This window comes from Pseudacidovorax sp. (assembly GCF_017991995.1).
Classification (GTDB): domain Bacteria; phylum Pseudomonadota; class Gammaproteobacteria; order Burkholderiales; family Burkholderiaceae_C; genus Xenophilus.
The window spans coordinates 89,556-106,104 of sequence record NZ_JAGOPN010000007.1 but is presented as its reverse complement, the minus strand read 5'-3'; the positions used below and the strand labels follow the sequence as shown (position 1 = coordinate 106,104).

Sequence of the window (16,549 nt, the reverse complement as noted above, 5' to 3'; positions counted from 1 at the left end):
TGACGACGCGGGCGGGTCCTCAAGCCACTCGCAGCCCGATGCCGCGACGCGCGATCCGGTGTGTGGCATGGCGGTCACGGCGGCGTCGGAGCACCGCTCCACGCACTTGGGGAACACGTACTTGTTTTGCAGCACCGGATGCAAGGCCAAATTCGACACCGATCCGGCGCGATATGCCAGCGGTGGCGCGGGCATAGGCACAGGCAGCGGCCATGCGCCGCATCACCATGCCAGCACCGCAGTTTCACCGGCCCCGGCGGCATCGCCAACCGCACCCGGAACGATCTACACCTGCCCGATGCACCCGGAGATCCGCCAGGATCATCCGGGAACCTGCCCCAAGTGCGGGATGACGCTGGAGCCCCTGCTGCCCGACCTCGACGACGACAACCCGGAGTTGCGTGACTTCTCGCGTCGCTTCTGGTGGACCTTGCCGTTGACGCTCGTGGTCCTGGCGCTGGCGATGCTGGGCGAGCGGCTGCACCTGATGGACATGGCTACGCAGAGCTGGGTCGAGTTGGTGCTGTCGTTGCCGATCGTGCTGTGGGCCGGCTGGCCCTTCTTCTCCCGCGGCTGGCTGTCCGTGGTCAACCGCAGCCCGAACATGTGGACACTGATCGGCCTGGGAACGGGTGCGGCATTCATCTACAGCGTCGTGGCAACCGTTGCGCCGGAAGTGTTTCCAGCCTCCTTCATGTCCATGGGACGGGTCGGCGTGTATTTCGAGGCCGCCGCCGTCATCATCTCGCTGACACTGCTCGGCCAGGTGCTGGAACTCAAGGCCCGCTCCCAGACTTCGGCGGCCGTCAAGTCGCTGCTGGGGCTGGCGCCCAAGACCGCGCGGCGCATCAATGCGGACGGCAGCGAGGAAGACGTGCCGCTCAGCCATGTGCACGTCGGCGACCTGCTGCGCATCCGACCCGGCGAGAAGGTGCCGGTGGATGGCATCGTGCACGAGGGCAGCAGCTCGATTGACGAATCCATGCTGACCGGCGAACCGCTGCCCGTCAGCAAGCGCGCGGGCGACAAGGTCATCGGGGCCACACTCAACACCAACGGCGCGCTGGTCATGCGTTCGGAGCGGATCGGCTCGGACACCGTTCTATCGCAGATCGTCCAGATGGTCGCCCAGGCGCAGCGTTCCAAGGCACCGATGCAACGCATGGCCGATGTCGTTGCCGGCTACTTCGTGATGGCCGTCGTCGCCATTGCGGTCACGACGCTCTTTGTATGGGGATTCTTCGGGCCACAGCCCACCTGGGTCTATGGACTGATCAATGCGGTGGCCGTCCTGATCATCGCCTGCCCGTGCGCGCTGGGTCTGGCCACGCCGATGTCGATCATGGTCGCAACGGGCCGTGGCGCCACGCAGGGCGTGTTGTTCCGCGATGCCGCGGCGATCGAGAATCTTCGCAAGGTCGATACCCTCGTCATCGACAAGACAGGAACCCTGACCGAAGGCCGACCTGCTTTCGATCAGGTCGTCGCAGCACCCGGCTTTACGAACGATGAGGTGCTGCGTCTTGCGGCCAGCCTGGACCAGGGCAGTGAACACCCCCTGGCCGACGCCATCGTGCAGGCCGCGCGTGCCCAGGGCCTCCAACTCGTGAAGCCTCAGAGCTTTGAATCGGGAACCGGCATCGGCGTGCGCGGAAAGGTTGAGCACCGGCAACTGGCGTTGGGCAACACAGTGCTGATGGAACAGTCTGGCGTATCGGTGGAACCGCTCGTACCCCAGGCCGAAACTCTGCGCGGCGAAGGGGCCAGCGTCATGTACTTGGCTGTGGACGGGCAACTCGCGGGTTTGCTCGCCGTATCCGACCCGGTCAAGGGCAGCACCCCCGAGGCCCTGGCCGCGTTGAAGGCTGCGGGCCTGCGGGTCATCATGGCCACCGGGGACGGGCAGACCACCGCCAAAGCCGTCGGTGCACGCCTAGGCATCGACGAGGTGCATGGTGAGGTCAAGCCGGCGGACAAGCTCATGTTGATCGAGCGGCTGCAGAAAGAAGGCCGCATCGTCGCCATGGCCGGAGACGGCATCAACGACGCGCCGGCCTTGGCGAAGGCAGACGTGGGCATCGCCATGGGAACGGGAACCGACGTGGCGATGAACAGCGCTCAGGTCACGCTGGTCAAGGGCGACCTGCGTGGCATTGCTGTCGCTCGCACGCTCTCGGTGAGTACCGTGGGCAACATGAAGCAGAACCTCATGTTCGCCTTCCTCTACAACGCGCTGGGCATCCCCATCGCCGCCGGGGTTCTCTATCCCCTCACGGGCTGGTTGCTGTCGCCCCTGATCGCAGCATTGGCGATGAGCCTGAGTTCGGCATCGGTCGTGGGCAACGCCTTGCGGCTGAGAGCGAGCCGACTGTGACCGAAACATCTTTCAGAACCAACAGGAGTCTGCTATCGCCCAGCGAACCGTTTCTTTCGTTCCACGCCGTTGCGAAGGTGCAAGCCTTATCTCGGCATTTCGTTCTTAAACCACACCTCACACATCCAGGTAGAAACTTCTATGACCCGTTCACATTTCATCGCCAAGCTCGTCGCGCCGATCGCTGCTGGCCTGTTCGCCACCGCCGCATTCGCGCATCCTTCGCTGGTGTCTTCAACGCCGGCCGACAAGTCGCAGGTTTCCGCGCCAGCCACCATCGAGCTGAAGTTCTCCGAAACGCTGGTGCCGCAGTTCTCCGCCGCAAGCCTTGTCATGACGGGCATGCCGGGAATGGCGAGCCATGGCCCGATGAAGATCAACGCCAGCGTCGCGGGTGCCGGCGACGGCAAGACCATGGTCATCACGCCGGCACAGGCGCTCCAGCCGGGCGACTATCGCGTCGAATGGCGTGCCGTCTCCTCGGACACGCATCCGATCACGGGTAACGTCACCTTCAAGGTGAAGTAAGCCCATGGCCGGGGATTGGTTGACCATCGTCCTGCGCCTGGCGCTTTATCTGGACCTGGCGGCGGCGTTTGGCGTCGCCATGTTCGGACTCTATGCTTTGGGCAACGACGAGCGATCCTCGACGATCTCGCGCCGCTATCGCGTACTCATTGGCGCATCCGCCGCCATCGGCATTGTCCTGTCGATGTGGGGCATGACGGTCATGGCCAAGGCCATGTCCGGCGCCCAAAGCTACGCGGAGCTGTCAACGCACGTTTTCGACATGCTCATTACGGGCACGCACATGGGCATCGCCTGGTGCATTCGCATCCTGGCGTTAGTGACGTGTGTGCTCATCGCAGTGTTGCGCATGAATTCAACACTGCGTTTTGCAGCGATGGCCGCTTCCAGTGGTGTGGCGTTGGCGACCCTTGCATGGGCGGGACATGGCGCCATGGATGACGGCGTGCGCGGATACATTCATCTCGCTTCGGACATCACGCACCTCTGGGCGGCCGGTGCCTGGGTAGGCGCATTGATCGCGTTCTTGGTGCTTGCGGCGAACAAACCAAATACCGGGCAAGGCTCAGTAGAGATCCTGAGCCGAACATCCAATGGTTTCGCTCGGATAGGTACTGTGATCGTGGCGGCACTCGTCGTGACCGGAGCCCTGAATTACCTGTTGATCGCTGGGCCATCGCTTGATCCGCTCTTCTCAACGCTCTATGGCCGCCTGCTCGTAGGAAAACTCCTGTTGTTCGGAGGAATGCTCGCGCTGGCGGCAGCCAATCGGTTTCGACTGAGCCCAAGTCTGGAGGCGGCATTGAGAACAGGCAACCACGCACACGCGGTCGTCAAGCTACGGCAGAGTCTGTTCACGGAGGCGACATTAGCCGTTCTGGTTTTGGCGAGCGTTGCGTGGCTTGGCATCCTTTCTCCCAACGGCACCTAATCCTTGACTGGCACCAAATGACAGCACATGAATTGAATGTAATGCACGGGTAAGCGATCTGTAGATCGCGCGCTTCTACATTTAACGGCGCGGCGCAAGTTGTCGTCGTTTTCACAAAGGAGTCGATCATGAAATCGCAAATTGTCATTGCCGCCCTGTTGAGCGCCCTCTCCGTGCCTGCCTTCGCCGGTCATGCAGCAGCCCAGGCAGCCAAGGAGATGGTTCCGCTGGCTGACGGGGGAACGCTGTACGTCTTCAAGGATGGAAAGATGGCACAGGAAAGTCGCTTCGGACGCGCCGTGTATCAATCCATCGGCGCCTCAGTGGCGACGAAGGACGGGCGGAACATTGCCATTACCAGCAATGAAGTTGCTCGCCTCAGCTCGCTGCTTGAACAGGAGCACGGCGGGTAATTCGCGCGATCTGCTGATGCCTCCCAATGGCGTCAGAAAGAAGTCCCAGCGCCTGTCCGATTCGGATAGGCGCATGGCCTTCGGTGACTACCCCGGACAGAAGATTCAATGTGTAGGTTCAAATAACACTTAATAGGAGATTGATTTGTGGAGCTTCGTCATCTACGGTGTTTCCTCGCTGTAGCAGAGGAGCTTCACTTTGCCCGCGCTGCCGAGCGGTTGCACATCGACCAATCTCCGTTATCTCGCACCATCAAGGAGTTGGAGGAAGAACTCGGCGCACGCCTGTTTGTCCGCACCACTCGCAGCACACAACTGACCCGCGCTGGACGGCTGTTTCTGGAGCACGTTCAGCGAGTCTTTACAGTGCTGGAGCAGGCCCGCGATAGTGTCAAGTCCGCCGCCAACGGCTTTTGCGGCCAGTTGCGTATTGCCTTGTCCGATGGCGTCACGCCTTCGCGCCTGCCGGCATTGCTGGCGCGCAGCCGCGAAGAGGACCCCGAGGTGGAAATCCGATTGTTCGAGGTGCCTTTGGATCAGCAGATCAAGGGGCTTCATAGCGACCTGTATGACGCGGGCTTCTCGATGGCAGAGGATGCAGGTGATGGCATCATCGTCACTCCTGCATGGGAAGACGAATTGATGGTGGCGGTACCAGCCCGCCATCCGGTGCTTGCCTTCAAACAGATCCCGCTGAAGGAGGTGTTGCGCCATCCGCTGGCGCTGGGCGACCCAGCAGTGTGCGAAGGCCACGCGCGCCAGGTCGATCGGTTCCTACGCACATGCGGACAAGAGCCGCTGATCGCGCAGCGCGTGGCGACCTTCGACGTGATGATGACTTTAGTCTCCGCCGGCTTAGCATTGGGCTTGGCGGGCGAGGCGCACATTGCTTCCAGCCGCGAGCCGGGAGTCGTGGCCCGGCGCTTGGCGGGCAAGCCGACTATGCTCATGACCTATCTGCTGCGCCGCGATACGGAGCCGTCCGAAATGCTGGCTCGATTTATCGAACGAGTAGATTTTATTGATTCGGCTGATGAACTCGGCATCCCCGAAGACCTTCCACGCGACCGATAGTAGGAATAAGGCTATGAACAAAGTGATATTGCTGATATTGGTCACTGCACTGCCTGCATGCGGTCCTTCTCAACCTTCGGAAACCGTGGATGCGCTCGTAGCCAATCCCGAACGCATCAAAGAGATTCAACGTCAATGCAAGGAAGACCGCGCGAAGGTTGGCGACGAACTATGTCTGCGTGCTGCCGAAGCCGCCAAACGGCGATTTTTCGGTGATCGGCCCGAGCAAAAATCCAAGTAGGTTATCTCTCGGTCGCTTCGCTGCGACGAAGTTCTCGCTGTTACCTCACTACGCCGCAATGCGCTCGCGCTTGCGGCGTTTTTATTGCTTTCGCCACTAAAGGAAATCTGACTTTTTGGGCCTAAATTGCCGCCACATCGGCCTTTGACCGACCTGCGCGAACGCCTTGATCCTCAGTGCTGCGGCACCTCTGTGTGCGGTGATCGGAGGCGAGGTTATGCAAGGGACGAACGTGCTGTTCGGTCAGATCGCCGTGGTATTCGGCATCGTGATCGCTGGCGTATGGAGCGCCACGCAATGGACAGCAGCAGCCCTTGGCTACCAGCTACGCCTTGGCTCGCCCTGGTTCGATCTTCTCGGCACACCGATCTACCACCCGTGGAAACTGTTCGAGTGGTGGTTCTTCTTCGATGCCTACGCGCCGCGCGTGTTCGATACCGGCGGCGCCATCGCGGGCGGCAGTGGCCTGCTGGCGGTGGTGGTCGCCATCGGTATGTCGATCTGGCGCTCGCGCCAATCGCGGCTGGTTACGACCTACGGCTCGGCACGCTGGGCGAACGCGGATGACATTCGCAAGGCTGGCCTCACGCAGCCGGCCGGCGTGTTCCTCGGCCAGCACGACCGCCAGTACCTGCGGCATGAAGGCCCGGAACACGTCCTGACCTTCGCGCCCACGCGCTCGGGCAAAGGTGTGGGCCTGGTGGTGCCGACGCTGCTTTCCTGGCCAGCCTCGGCCGTCATCCACGACATCAAGGGCGAGAACTGGCAGATCACCGCCGGTTGGCGCTCGCGCTTCTCGCATTGCCTGCTGTTCAACCCGACCGATGCGAAGTCAGCGGCCTACAACCCGCTGCTGGAGGTACGGCGCGGCGCGCATGAGGTGCGCGACGTGCAGAACATCGCGGACATTCTGGTTGATCCCGAAGGTGCGCTGGAGAAGCGCAACCATTGGGAAAAGACCTCGCACGCGCTACTGGTTGGGGCCATCCTGCATGTGCTCTACGCAGGCGAAGACAAGACTCTGCGCGGCGTCGCCAACTTCCTCTCCGACCCGGCCAGTCCGTTCGAGCTGACCTTGCATCGGATGATGACTACGCCGCACCTCGTGAACGAGGAAGGTGGTGGCCCACATCCCGTGGTGGCATCCGCTGCGCGCGAAGTCCTCAACAAGAGCGATAACGAACGCTCGGGCGTGCTGTCCACGGCCATGTCGTTCCTCGGCCTGTACCGCGATCCCACGGTGGCCGAAGTCACCTCGCGTTGCGATTGGCGCATCGCTGACCTGATCGCTGCCGAGCATCCGGTATCGCTGTACCTCGTGGTGCCGCCTTCGGACATTTCGCGGACGAAGCCGCTCATTCGCCTGATCCTCAACCAGATCGGCCGGCGCCTCACCGAATCGCTCGACGGCTCCGACGGCATTCAGCGCCGCCACAAGCTGCTGCTGATGCTCGATGAGTTCCCGGCGCTGGGGCGGCTCGACTTCTTCGAGACGGCCCTGGCCTTCATGGCGGGCTACGGCATCCGCAGCTTCCTCATCGCGCAGTCGCTCAACCAGATCGACAAAGCCTATGGCCAGAACCATTCGATTCTGGACAACTGCCATGTGCGCGTGACGTTCGCCACGAACGACGAGCGCACGGCCAAGCGCATTTCCGAAACGCTCGGCACCGCTACCGAGCTGCGCGCGCAGCGCAACTACGCGGGCCATCGGCTCGCGCCGTGGCTGGGCCACCTGATGGTGTCGCGCCAGGAAACCGCGCGCCCGCTGCTGACGCCGGGCGAAGTCATGCAGCTTCCGCCTGACGAGGCCGTGGTGATGGTGTCCAGCGTGGCGCCGATCAAGGCGAAGAAGCTGCGCTACTACGCGGACGCCAATTTCAAGCGTCGCGTGCTGCCACCGCCCGCGCTGGCGGATGGGCAGTACGCCGACGCGCCGCCATTGCGGCCCGACGACTGGAGCGGGTTGGCGATTCCGTCCGTGCCCGCTGCACTGGCCGCCGCGTCCGCTGATGGCCTGGAGAACTTGGGTTCGGCCGACGACGGCGGCCCGCGCCGTCAGCCCGAACTCTCCGAAACCGTCGCCTACGACTCCGAGCTGGCCGCTCCCACGGCCGACCTCGCGCTGCTCGATGACGACGACGACCTGCCGCTTCCCCTTCCTCGCCAGCTTGATCCGGCCATGCAGCGCAGCGCCCGGCTGGCTTCCCTCGACCCCAACGACGGAATCGAGCTATGAGCCACTATCGCCTCAACCTGTTCATCCAGCCGGAGCACGCCAAGCGGCTCGATGAGCTGGCCGCCAAGAAAGGCGTGTCCAAGTCGTCCATCGTCGCGGCGGCGCTCGCATCATGGCTGTCGCCCGATGCCGCCGACCAGCGCGAGGCGGCCATTGCCAAGCGGCTGGATCGCCTCTCGCGCCAGGCCGATCGCATGGAGCGCGACCAGAACATCGCCATCGAAACGCTGGCGCTGTTCATCCGCTACTACCTGACCGTGAGCACTCCGGTTCCCGAGGCGCACCAAGACGCGGCACGCGCGCAAGGCAAGGCGCGCTTCGAGCAGTTCACCGAGCAGCTTGGCCGCCACCTGCTGCGGGGCCGCAGCCTGGTGCGCGACGTGGTGGAGGAACTGCATCCCGACCCAATGCGGATGGAAGACGCGGCGGCAGCCGCGCAAGCGCAGGAGCGTGCCTCATGAGCGCCGCGCCTTCATCCCTCACCACCTCGCTCGACCGCCGCATCCAGATGCTGCGCACGGCGATGGGGCCGCTGATCGCCGCCGCGCTCGAAGACCCGGACGTGGTGGAGGTGATGCTGAACCCCGATCGCACCCTTTGGGTGGATCGGCTTTCCAGTGGGCGCGCGCCGATGGGCGCGGAGTTGCCGGAGACGGACGGCGAGCGAATCATCCGCTTGGTCGCGGCCCACGTTGGCGCAGAAGTCCATCGCGGGCAACCGCTGCTGTCCGCCGAGTTGCCCGAAACCGGCGAACGCTTCGAGGGCATCTTGCCGCCCGCTGCGCCGGGGCCGGCCTTCGCGCTGCGCAAGCGCGCCATCGGCGTCATCCCTCTGTCGCGCTACATCGAGGACGGAATGATGACCGCCGAGCAGGCGGGCTTTCTCGTTCGCGCCGTGCGCGAGCGCCAGAACGTCCTGATCGCAGGAGCCACGAGCAGCGGCAAGACCACGCTCGCCAATGCGCTGCTGGCCGAGATCGCCGCCACGGGCGACCGCGTACTGGTGCTCGAAGACACCATCGAGTTGCAATGCGCGGCCCGCGACCATGTGCCGCTGCGCACGCGCGCCGGCGTCGTGTCCATGACCGAACTGGTGCGGTCGTCCATGCGCCTGCGGCCTGATCGCGTCGTCGTCGGCGAGGTGCGCGGCGCCGAGGCGCTGGATCTCATCAAGGTGTGGGGCACCGGCCATCCGGGCGGTATCGCCACGATCCACGCCGGCTCCGCGCTCGGCGCGCTGCTGCGCCTGGAGCAACTGATTCTCGAAGTGGCGGTGAACCCGCCGCGTGCGCTGATCGCCGAGGCGGTCAACGTGGTGATCCATATCGCCGGGCGCGGGCGCAAGCGCCGCATCGAGAGCATCGCCCGCGTCGTCGGCTTTGACGGCGTGGGCTACCGATTGGCGGATTGGGAGGCGGACGCGCTGGACACGCCGTTTCCCGAGTTGTCGCCAAACCCCGATGCCGTACCCGCTGCGGCGACTTCCTCATCCCTTGACTCACTTGGAGAACTGCCATGACGCAGATGACCATTCCTGCTTTCCGTTTTTCTGCAAATCCGGCTTTGCGTCTTGCGCGGCTGCGCTGCCTGGCCCGTCCTGCGGGGCAAGGGCTGCTGCTGGCCGCGTTGCTGTTGTTCCTGGCCGGAGCCGCGCAGGCCGCCGGTTCCTCGATGCCGTGGGAAGGCCCGCTGCAATCCATCCTCGAATCCATCCAGGGGCCGGTGGCGCGCATCGTCGCGGTCATCATCATCATCGCCACGGGCCTCGCGCTCGCGTTCGGCGACACGTCCGGCGGGTTCCGCAAGCTGATCCAGATCGTATTCGGTCTGTCCATCGCGTTCGCCGCTTCGAGCTTCTTCCTGTCGTTCTTCAGCTTCTCCGGCGGGGCGGTCGTATGAGTGCCCCTGACACCTTCGCGGACGGCTTCGAGGTGCCGCTGCATCGCTCGCTGACCGAGCCGATTCTGCTGGGCGGTGCGCCGCGCACCGTAGCGATCGCTAACGGCACGCTGGCCGCCGCTGTCGGCCTGGGCCTGCAACTGTGGATTCCGGGCGTCGTGCTCTGGATCGTCGGCCATTCGCTGGCGGTGTGGGGTGCGCGCGTCGATCCGCAGTTCATGCAGGTCTTCGCCCGGCACATCAAGCACCGCCCGCTGCTGGACGTGTGAGGGGAGGACGCCGCGATGCTGAACCTCGCCGAATACCGCCAGCGCCCGGCCTTGCTTGCCGACTGGCTGCCCTGGGCCGGGCTGGTCGCACCGGGCGTCGTCTTGAACAAGGACGGCAGTTTCCAGCGCACGGCCCGGTTTCGCGGGCCTGACCTCGACAGCGCGACGCAAGGCGAGCTGATCGCCACGTCGGCGCGGTTGAACAACGCGCTGCGCCGCATGGGATCGGGCTGGGCGCTGTTCATGGAAGCCGAGCGCCGGCCTGCGGCCGACTATCCGCACTCGGAGTTTCCCGAGCCGCTTTCGTGGGTGGTGGAGGAAGAACGCCGGGCCGCCTTCGAGGAATCGGGCCATCACTTCGAGAGCGGCTATCACCTGACGTTGCTTTACCTGCCGCCGGAAGAATCCCGCGCCCGTGCAGCCAAGATGCTCTACGAGAACACACCGACGAATGGCGTGGACTGGCGCGAGCGGCTGCAAGCCTTCGTCGCGGAAACGGATCGCGTCTTTGACCTGCTCGACGGCGTGATGCCGGAAATCGTCTGGCTGGATGACAGCCAGACGCTGACCTACCTGCACACGACCATCTCGACGCGGCGCTACCGCGTCGGTGTGCCCGAAGTGCCGTTCCACATCGACGCCCTGCTGACCGACTCGCCGCTGGTCGGTGGCCTGGCGCCCATGCTGGGCGACCAGCACCTGCGCGTGGTGTCGGTGCGCGGTTTTCCGACCTCGACCTGGCCGGGGATTCTGGACGACCTCAACCGCTTGGGCTTTGCATATCGTTGGAGTACGCGCTTTCTCTGTCTCGACAAATCCGAGGCGGAAAAGGAACTCACCCGCCTGCGCCGCCAGTGGTTTGCAAAAAGGAAGAACGTCATCGCGCTGCTGCGCGAAACGATCTTCCAGCAGGAAAGCCCGTTGGTCGATACTGACGCCAGCAACAAGGCGACCGACGCCGATGCCGCCTTACAGGAGCTGGGCAGCGATCAGGTCGCCTTCGGCTATCTCACCGCCACGGTGACGGTGCTCGATGCCGACCCGGCCGTAGCCGACGAGAAGCTGCGCATGGTGGAGCGGGTCATCCAGGGGCGCGGCTTCGTCACCATCCCGGAAACGCTCAACGCCGTGGATGCGTGGCTGTCATCCATTCCGGGCAATGCTTACGCCAACGTGCGCCAGCCCATCGTCTCGACGCTGAACCTAGCACACATGATGCCGGTGTCCGCAGTATGGGCGGGGCCGGAAAAGAACGACCACCTCGACGGCCCGCCGCTGATCGTCACGCGCACCGATGGCGCGACGCCGTTCCGGCTGGTGACGCACATCGGCGACGTGGGCCACACGCTGGTCGCAGGCCCGACCGGCATGGGCAAGTCGGTCTTGCTCGCCACGCTGGCGATGCAGTTCCGTCGCTATCGCGGTTCGCGCATCTTCGCCTTCGACATGGGCCGCTCGATGCGGGCCACGATCCTGGGCTTGGGCGGCGAACACTACGACCTGGGCACGGATGGCGAAATCGCCTTCCAGCCCTTGGCACGCATCGACCGCGAGGGCTACCGCACCTGGGCCGCAGAATGGGTCGAAGGCCGCTTGCTGCACGAAGGCGTGGCGGTCGGCCCCGACGAGAAGGCGGCTATCTGGTCGGCGCTTGGAAGCCTCGCCGGTGCGCCGGTGGAGCAGCGCACGATGACCGGCCTGTCGGTGCTGCTGCAATCGAACGCGCTGCGCCAGGCGCTCGCGCCCTACGTGCTCGGTGGTGCGCACGGCAAGCTGCTGGACGCTGACCACGACCGGCTCGGCATGGCCGACGTGCAGTGCTTCGAGATGGAGGAGCTGATGCACAGCAAGGCCGCCGTCATGGCCGTGCTGCATTACCTCTTTGCGCGCTTCGATGAACGCTTCGACGGATCGCCCACGCTGCTGATCCTCGATGAAGCGTGGTTGTTCCTCGATGACCCGGTGTTTGCCGCGCGTATCCGCCAGTGGCTCAAGACGCTACGCAAGAAAAACGTGTCGGTGATCTTCGCCACGCAGTCGCTCGCGGACATCAAGGATTCGAGCATCGCCCCCGCGATTATCGAAAGCTGCGCCAGCCGCATCTTCCTGCCGAACCCGCAGGCGACTGAGCCGCAGATTCGCACGATCTACGAAGGCTTCGGCCTCAACAGCCGGCAGATCGAGATCGTCGCCACCGCGCAGCCCAAGCGCGACTACTACTACCAATCCCGCCTCGGCAACCGCCTGTTCGACCTCGACCTGGGGCCGGCCGCGCTGGCGTTTGCGGGCGCTTCCACGCCGCAAGACCAGCGCGACATAGACCGCGTGCTGCTGGACGCCGGCGTACCCGGCTTCGCGGGCGCCTGGCTGCGCCATCGCGGCCTCGATTGGGCGGCCGACCTGCTGCCCTCGTTCCCCGGCCTTGCGCCGGGTTCCCTCGCTGATCAACCCCTGGAGAACCTGTCATGAAAAAGCGTCTTGTCGCCGCCGCAATCGCGGCCATGCTTTGCACCGCCACCGCCCATGCGCAATGGGTCGTGGTCGATCCCACCAACCTCGTGCAGAACACGCTGACCGCGATCCGCACGCTGGAGCAGATCAACAACCAGATCCAGCAGCTTCAGAACGAAGCGCAGATGCTGATGAACCAGGCGCGCAATCTCGCCAGCCTGCCATCCAGCGTGGTCGGCCAGTTGCGCGCCAATCTGGCGACCACGCAGCGGCTGATCGACCAGGCGCGCGGCCTGGCCTACGACGTGACGAATCTGGATCGGGAGTTTCAGCGCCTGTATCCCGAGCAGTACGCCGCCACGGTGAGCGGCGACCAGATGTACCGCGACACGCAGGAGCGATGGAAGAACACGCTCAACGGCTTGCAGACCACGATGCGGATGCAGGCCCAGGTTTCGCAGAACCTGGGCGAAGACGAAAGCGTGCTCGCCGACCTCGTGGGCAAGAGCCAGTCAGCCGAAGGTGCGTTGCAGGCGATGCAGGCCATGAACCAGTTGCTGGCCTTGCAGGCCAAGCAGTCGATCCAGTCGCAGCGGCTCCAGATCACGCAGGATCGCGCTGCCGCGCTGGAACTGGCGCGGCAGGCGGCGGCCACGGAGCGCGGACGTGAGATGACGCGCCGCTTCCTGGGCAGTGGCACGCCGTACACGCCGCAAGCCGTCGATTTCTACAACCACTGACGAGGTGCGGCCATGAAGTACGCGCCTGTCGTGTTCGCTCTCGCGTTCCTGCTGTCCGGCTGCGATCAGCCGCTGTCGGTGGCTTCACTGGCCGCCGATCCATCCCGGTTGCACACGCTGCGCGCGCAGTGCCGCACGGGCGCGCACGACGGCGCGTTTTGCGCGCAGGTGGCCCAGGCCGACCTGCGGCGCTTTCTCTCCGGCCAGACCGGGCCGAGCGAGTATCAGACGCTAGCCGACCTGCCGCCGATTCCGCCCAGCTTCGATGAACCCGCCGATGCCGATGCGCCTGGGCAGGAGGACTCACCATGAACGACGTAACGATCATCGACCGCTTCCTCGATACCTTCTCGCGCTACATCGACTCGGGCTTTGGACTGCTGCATGGCGAGGTGGCGTTTCTGACCGCCACGCTGATCGTCATCGACATGACGATCGCCGGGCTGTTCTGGGCGATGGGCCATGCCGTCGGCCAGGGCGAGGACGTATCGCCAAGCTGATCCGCAAGGTGCTGTACGTCGGTGCCTTCGCCTACATCATCGGCAACTTCAACACGCTGGCCGGCATCCTGTTCCGCTCCTTCGCCGGGCTGGGCCTAACGGCCAGCGGCTCGACCTTGAGCATGGAGAACTTCCTACACCCTGGGCGGCTGGCCAAGGTCGGCATCGACGCCGGTGCGCCGATCCTTGAGCAGATCGGCAACATGGCGGGCTTCCCCGAGGTGTTCGTGAACATCACGCCCATCGTCGTGATGTTCCTCGCGTGGTTGATCGTCATCCTGTGCTTCTTCGTGCTGGCGATCCAGCTTTTCATCACGCTGATCGAGTTCAAGCTGACCACGCTCGCCGGCTTCGTGCTGGTGCCGTTCGCGCTGTGGAACAAGACCGCGTTCCTCGCCGAAAAGGTGCTGGGCAACGTGGTGTCGTCCGGCATCAAGGTGCTGGTGCTCGCCGTCATTGTGGGCATCGGCTCGGGGCTGTTCGCCGAGTTTCAGGTACATCCCGCCGAGCCATCCATCGACCACTCCGTGGTCGTGATGCTGGCCTCGCTGACCCTGCTGGCCTTGGGCATCTTCGGGCCAGGCATTGCAACCGGGCTGGTGTCTGGCGGGCCGCAGCTTGGCGCGGGTGCGATGGCCGGTGCTGCGCTGGGCGCTGCGGGCGCTGCCGTTGCCGTCGGCGCCGCAGCCACGGGCGTCGGCGGCGCGGTAGCTGCTGGAGCGCGCATGGCGCCCGCTGCCGCCAAGCTGGCCGGCAGCGGCGCGCGGGCTGCCGCTGGGGCTGCCAGCAGTGCACGGTCGGCGTTCCAGGCCGGTTCCGCTTCGGCCGGCGGCGGCCTCAAGGGTGCCGCTGCGGGCTTCGGCAATGTCGCCAAGACAGGCGCTCAGGCAGCCGGGCAGAAGGTGGCCGATGGCGCGCGTTCGATGAAGGAACGTGCCGCCGCAGCTTTCCGCCAGGAAGGCACGACTTCGGCGGGAGGCGGTACAGCCGCCGCATCGGGCGGCCCAGCGTCTGGTGGTGATACGCCCTCCACCGCGCCGCAGGAGCAACCCGCCTGGGCCAAACGCCTGCATCGCCGCCAGCAACTCACCCATGCCGCAACCACCGCCGCCCACACGCTGCGCGGGGGCGACGGCGGCAGTTCCAGCCAGGGGCCGAGTCTGCGCGATTCCGATTCCTGATCTTCAAGGAGAACACCCATGCGATTCAAACGACCGCAGGTGCGCTATGCCGACACGCCGCAGCCTGCTACTCCGTACCAATCCGCCGCACAGGTGTGGGACGAGCGCATCGGCTCGGCCCGCGTGCAGGCGAAGAACTGGCGTTTCATGGCCTTCGGCTGTCTCACGCTGGCCGTGCTGATGGCCGGGGGCCTGGTCTGGCGCTCGGCGCAATCCATCGTGACACCCTATGTCATCGAGGTGGACAACGCGGGCCAAGTGCGCGCCGTGGGCGAGGCCGCTACGCCGTACCGGCCCAGCGATGCGCAGATCGCCTACCACCTGGGCCGCTTCATCGGCCTGGTGCGCTCGCTGTCCATCGACCCGATCGTGGTGCGGCAGAACTGGCTGGACGCCTACGACTACACCACCGACAAGGGCGCCGTGGTGCTCAACGAGTACGCCCGCGTGAACGATCCGTTCGCGCGCATCGGCAAGGAGTCGGTGACGGTGCAGATCACCAGCGTGACCCGCGCCAGCGACGCCTCTTTCAACGTGCGCTGGACGGAACAACGCTTCGTCAACGGCGCTCCTGCTGGCACCGAACGCTGGAACGCGGTGATTTCCATCGTGCAGCAGACCCCGCGCACCGAACAGCGCCTGCGCAAGAACCCGTTGGGCATCTACGTCAACGGCCTGTCGTGGAGCCGCGAACTGGATTCTTCCGAAGGAGCCAAGCCATGAACCCGTCTTTCCGTACTTACGTTTCCGTGCTGGCGCTCGCGGCCCTGGCGGGCTGCGCCACCCAGGGCAAGCCGCCGCCGACCATCTCGCTCGATGAGCCGGTGCAGGCGCAGCCGCTGCCGGAGCCGCCTGCACCTGTGGAGGCGGTCGCTGTGCCCGAGGTGCTGCCGATGCCGGCACAGTTGAAGCCAGCGCCCGAGGGCGAAGAAGCCAAGCCGGCGCCGGAGCCGGTCGACGAGAAGGTGCGCGTCTCACGGGCCAATACCGAGGCGCGCGTCGCGCCCACGCGCGAGGGCTACGTCAACGCGATTCAGGTGTGGCCTTTCACGGACGGCGCGCTGTATCAGGTCTATGCGGCCGTGGGCCGCGTGACCGTGATCGCGCTCCAGCCCGGTGAGGAACTGGTGACGGTGGCCGCTGGCGACACGGTGCGCTGGATCGTGGGCGACACATCGAGCGGCAGCGGGGATGCGCTGCGCGTGAACGTGATGGTCAAGCCCATCCGCTCGGGCCTCAAGACGAATCTCGTTGTAACCACCAGCCGACGCACCTATCTGCTGGAACTGACCTCGACAGAGAAGACATGGATGGCGTCGATATCCTGGGAGTACCCCAAGGACAAGATGCTCGCCTTGCAGCGCCAGGCGCAGGCGGCCAGCGCCGCCGCGCCGGTCGAGACCGGGCTGTCGCTGGAGAAGATCCGTTTCCGCTATGCCATCAGTGGCAGCAATCCGCCGTGGAAGCCGCTGCGCGCCTTCGATGACGGCGAGAAGGTATATATCCAGTTTCCCGCCGGCATCGCCCAGGGCGAGTTGCCGCCGCTGTTCGTGATCGGTGCGCAGGGCGACGGGCAATTGGTGAACTACCGCTTCCGCTCGCCGTATTTCATCGTTGATCGCTTGTTCGGCGCTGCCGAGTTGCGCTTGGGCGGGGACAAGGGCGACGTGGTGCGGATCGAGCGCACCGACGGCACGCGGGGGAACTGA

At 64.9% G+C, this 16,549-nt stretch carries 16 protein-coding genes and 1 pseudogene; all 17 read left to right on the top strand.

Annotation, left to right across the window (positions count from 1 at the left end):
- The first annotated feature begins 67 nt into the window (after positions 1-67).
- The 17 genes and pseudogenes from KBC94_RS11440 to trbG all read left to right on the top strand — a co-directional run bounded on the left by KBC94_RS11440 (position 68) and on the right by trbG (position 16,549).
- Entirely contained in the window at positions 68-2,374 is a 2,307-nt protein-coding gene (locus tag KBC94_RS11440; protein WP_294370374.1) for a heavy metal translocating P-type ATPase, read from the top strand.
- A 141-nt stretch (positions 2,375-2,515) separates the two neighbouring features.
- A complete protein-coding gene (gene copC / locus KBC94_RS11435) occupies positions 2,516-2,902 on the top strand; it encodes a copper homeostasis periplasmic binding protein CopC (protein ID WP_008063308.1) in 387 nt (128 codons plus the stop codon).
- A gap of 4 nt (positions 2,903-2,906) precedes the next feature.
- Positions 2,907-3,833: a copper homeostasis membrane protein CopD gene (gene copD, locus KBC94_RS11430; RefSeq protein WP_008063304.1), complete on the top strand. Its 927-nt coding sequence runs from the start codon at positions 2,907-2,909 to the stop codon at positions 3,831-3,833.
- Between the two features lie 128 nt (positions 3,834-3,961).
- The gene (locus KBC94_RS11425; protein ID WP_016451563.1) at positions 3,962-4,246 is read left to right on the top strand and encodes a CopK family periplasmic copper-binding protein; all 285 of its coding nucleotides are present in this window, start codon (positions 3,962-3,964) and stop codon (positions 4,244-4,246) included.
- Between the two features lie 147 nt (positions 4,247-4,393).
- Positions 4,394-5,320 carry a LysR family transcriptional regulator gene (locus KBC94_RS11420; RefSeq protein WP_012202378.1) on the top strand — a complete coding sequence of 309 codons (927 nt, stop codon included), beginning with the start codon at positions 4,394-4,396 and terminating at the stop codon, positions 5,318-5,320.
- Positions 5,321-5,333: 13 nt separating this feature from the next.
- Complete coding sequence (locus tag KBC94_RS11415) at positions 5,334-5,561, top strand: EexN family lipoprotein (protein WP_016451559.1); 228 nt, start codon at positions 5,334-5,336, stop codon at positions 5,559-5,561.
- Between the two features lie 217 nt (positions 5,562-5,778).
- Positions 5,779-7,800, top strand: a complete 2,022-nt coding sequence (locus tag KBC94_RS11410) for a conjugal transfer protein TraG (protein ID WP_012202376.1) — start codon at positions 5,779-5,781, stop codon at positions 7,798-7,800.
- Entirely contained in the window at positions 7,797-8,261 is a 465-nt protein-coding gene (locus KBC94_RS11405) for a ribbon-helix-helix protein, CopG family (protein WP_012202375.1), read from the top strand. Before KBC94_RS11410 ends, KBC94_RS11405 begins: the two co-directional genes overlap by 4 nt.
- Positions 8,258-9,319, top strand: a complete 1,062-nt coding sequence (gene trbB, locus KBC94_RS11400; RefSeq protein ID WP_012202374.1) for a P-type conjugative transfer ATPase TrbB — start codon at positions 8,258-8,260, stop codon at positions 9,317-9,319. Before KBC94_RS11405 ends, trbB begins: the two co-directional genes overlap by 4 nt.
- On the top strand, positions 9,316-9,699 hold the full coding sequence (locus tag KBC94_RS11395) for a TrbC/VirB2 family protein (protein WP_012202373.1): 384 nt from the start codon (positions 9,316-9,318) through the stop codon (positions 9,697-9,699). Before trbB ends, KBC94_RS11395 begins: the two co-directional genes overlap by 4 nt.
- Positions 9,696-9,968, top strand: a complete 273-nt coding sequence (locus KBC94_RS11390; protein ID WP_003103993.1) for a VirB3 family type IV secretion system protein — start codon at positions 9,696-9,698, stop codon at positions 9,966-9,968. The genes KBC94_RS11395 and KBC94_RS11390 overlap by 4 nt, the downstream gene beginning before the upstream one ends.
- 15 nt (positions 9,969-9,983) lie before the next feature.
- A complete protein-coding gene (gene trbE, locus KBC94_RS11385; RefSeq protein WP_016451558.1) occupies positions 9,984-12,437 on the top strand; it encodes a conjugal transfer protein TrbE in 2,454 nt (817 codons plus the stop codon).
- Positions 12,434-13,159, top strand: a complete 726-nt coding sequence (gene trbJ / locus KBC94_RS11380; protein WP_012202371.1) for a P-type conjugative transfer protein TrbJ — start codon at positions 12,434-12,436, stop codon at positions 13,157-13,159. Before trbE ends, trbJ begins: the two co-directional genes overlap by 4 nt.
- 12 nt (positions 13,160-13,171) lie before the next feature.
- Positions 13,172-13,471: a hypothetical protein gene (locus KBC94_RS11375; RefSeq protein ID WP_012202370.1), complete on the top strand. Its 300-nt coding sequence runs from the start codon at positions 13,172-13,174 to the stop codon at positions 13,469-13,471.
- Positions 13,468-14,840, top strand: a pseudogene (gene trbL / locus KBC94_RS11370) (P-type conjugative transfer protein TrbL). The gene KBC94_RS11375 and the pseudogene trbL overlap by 4 nt, the downstream one beginning before the upstream one ends.
- 18 nt (positions 14,841-14,858) lie before the next feature.
- Positions 14,859-15,563, top strand: a complete 705-nt coding sequence (gene trbF, locus KBC94_RS11365; protein WP_012202368.1) for a conjugal transfer protein TrbF — start codon at positions 14,859-14,861, stop codon at positions 15,561-15,563.
- The gene (gene trbG, locus KBC94_RS11360; protein WP_012202367.1) at positions 15,560-16,549 is read left to right on the top strand and encodes a P-type conjugative transfer protein TrbG; all 990 of its coding nucleotides are present in this window, start codon (positions 15,560-15,562) and stop codon (positions 16,547-16,549) included. The genes trbF and trbG overlap by 4 nt, the downstream gene beginning before the upstream one ends.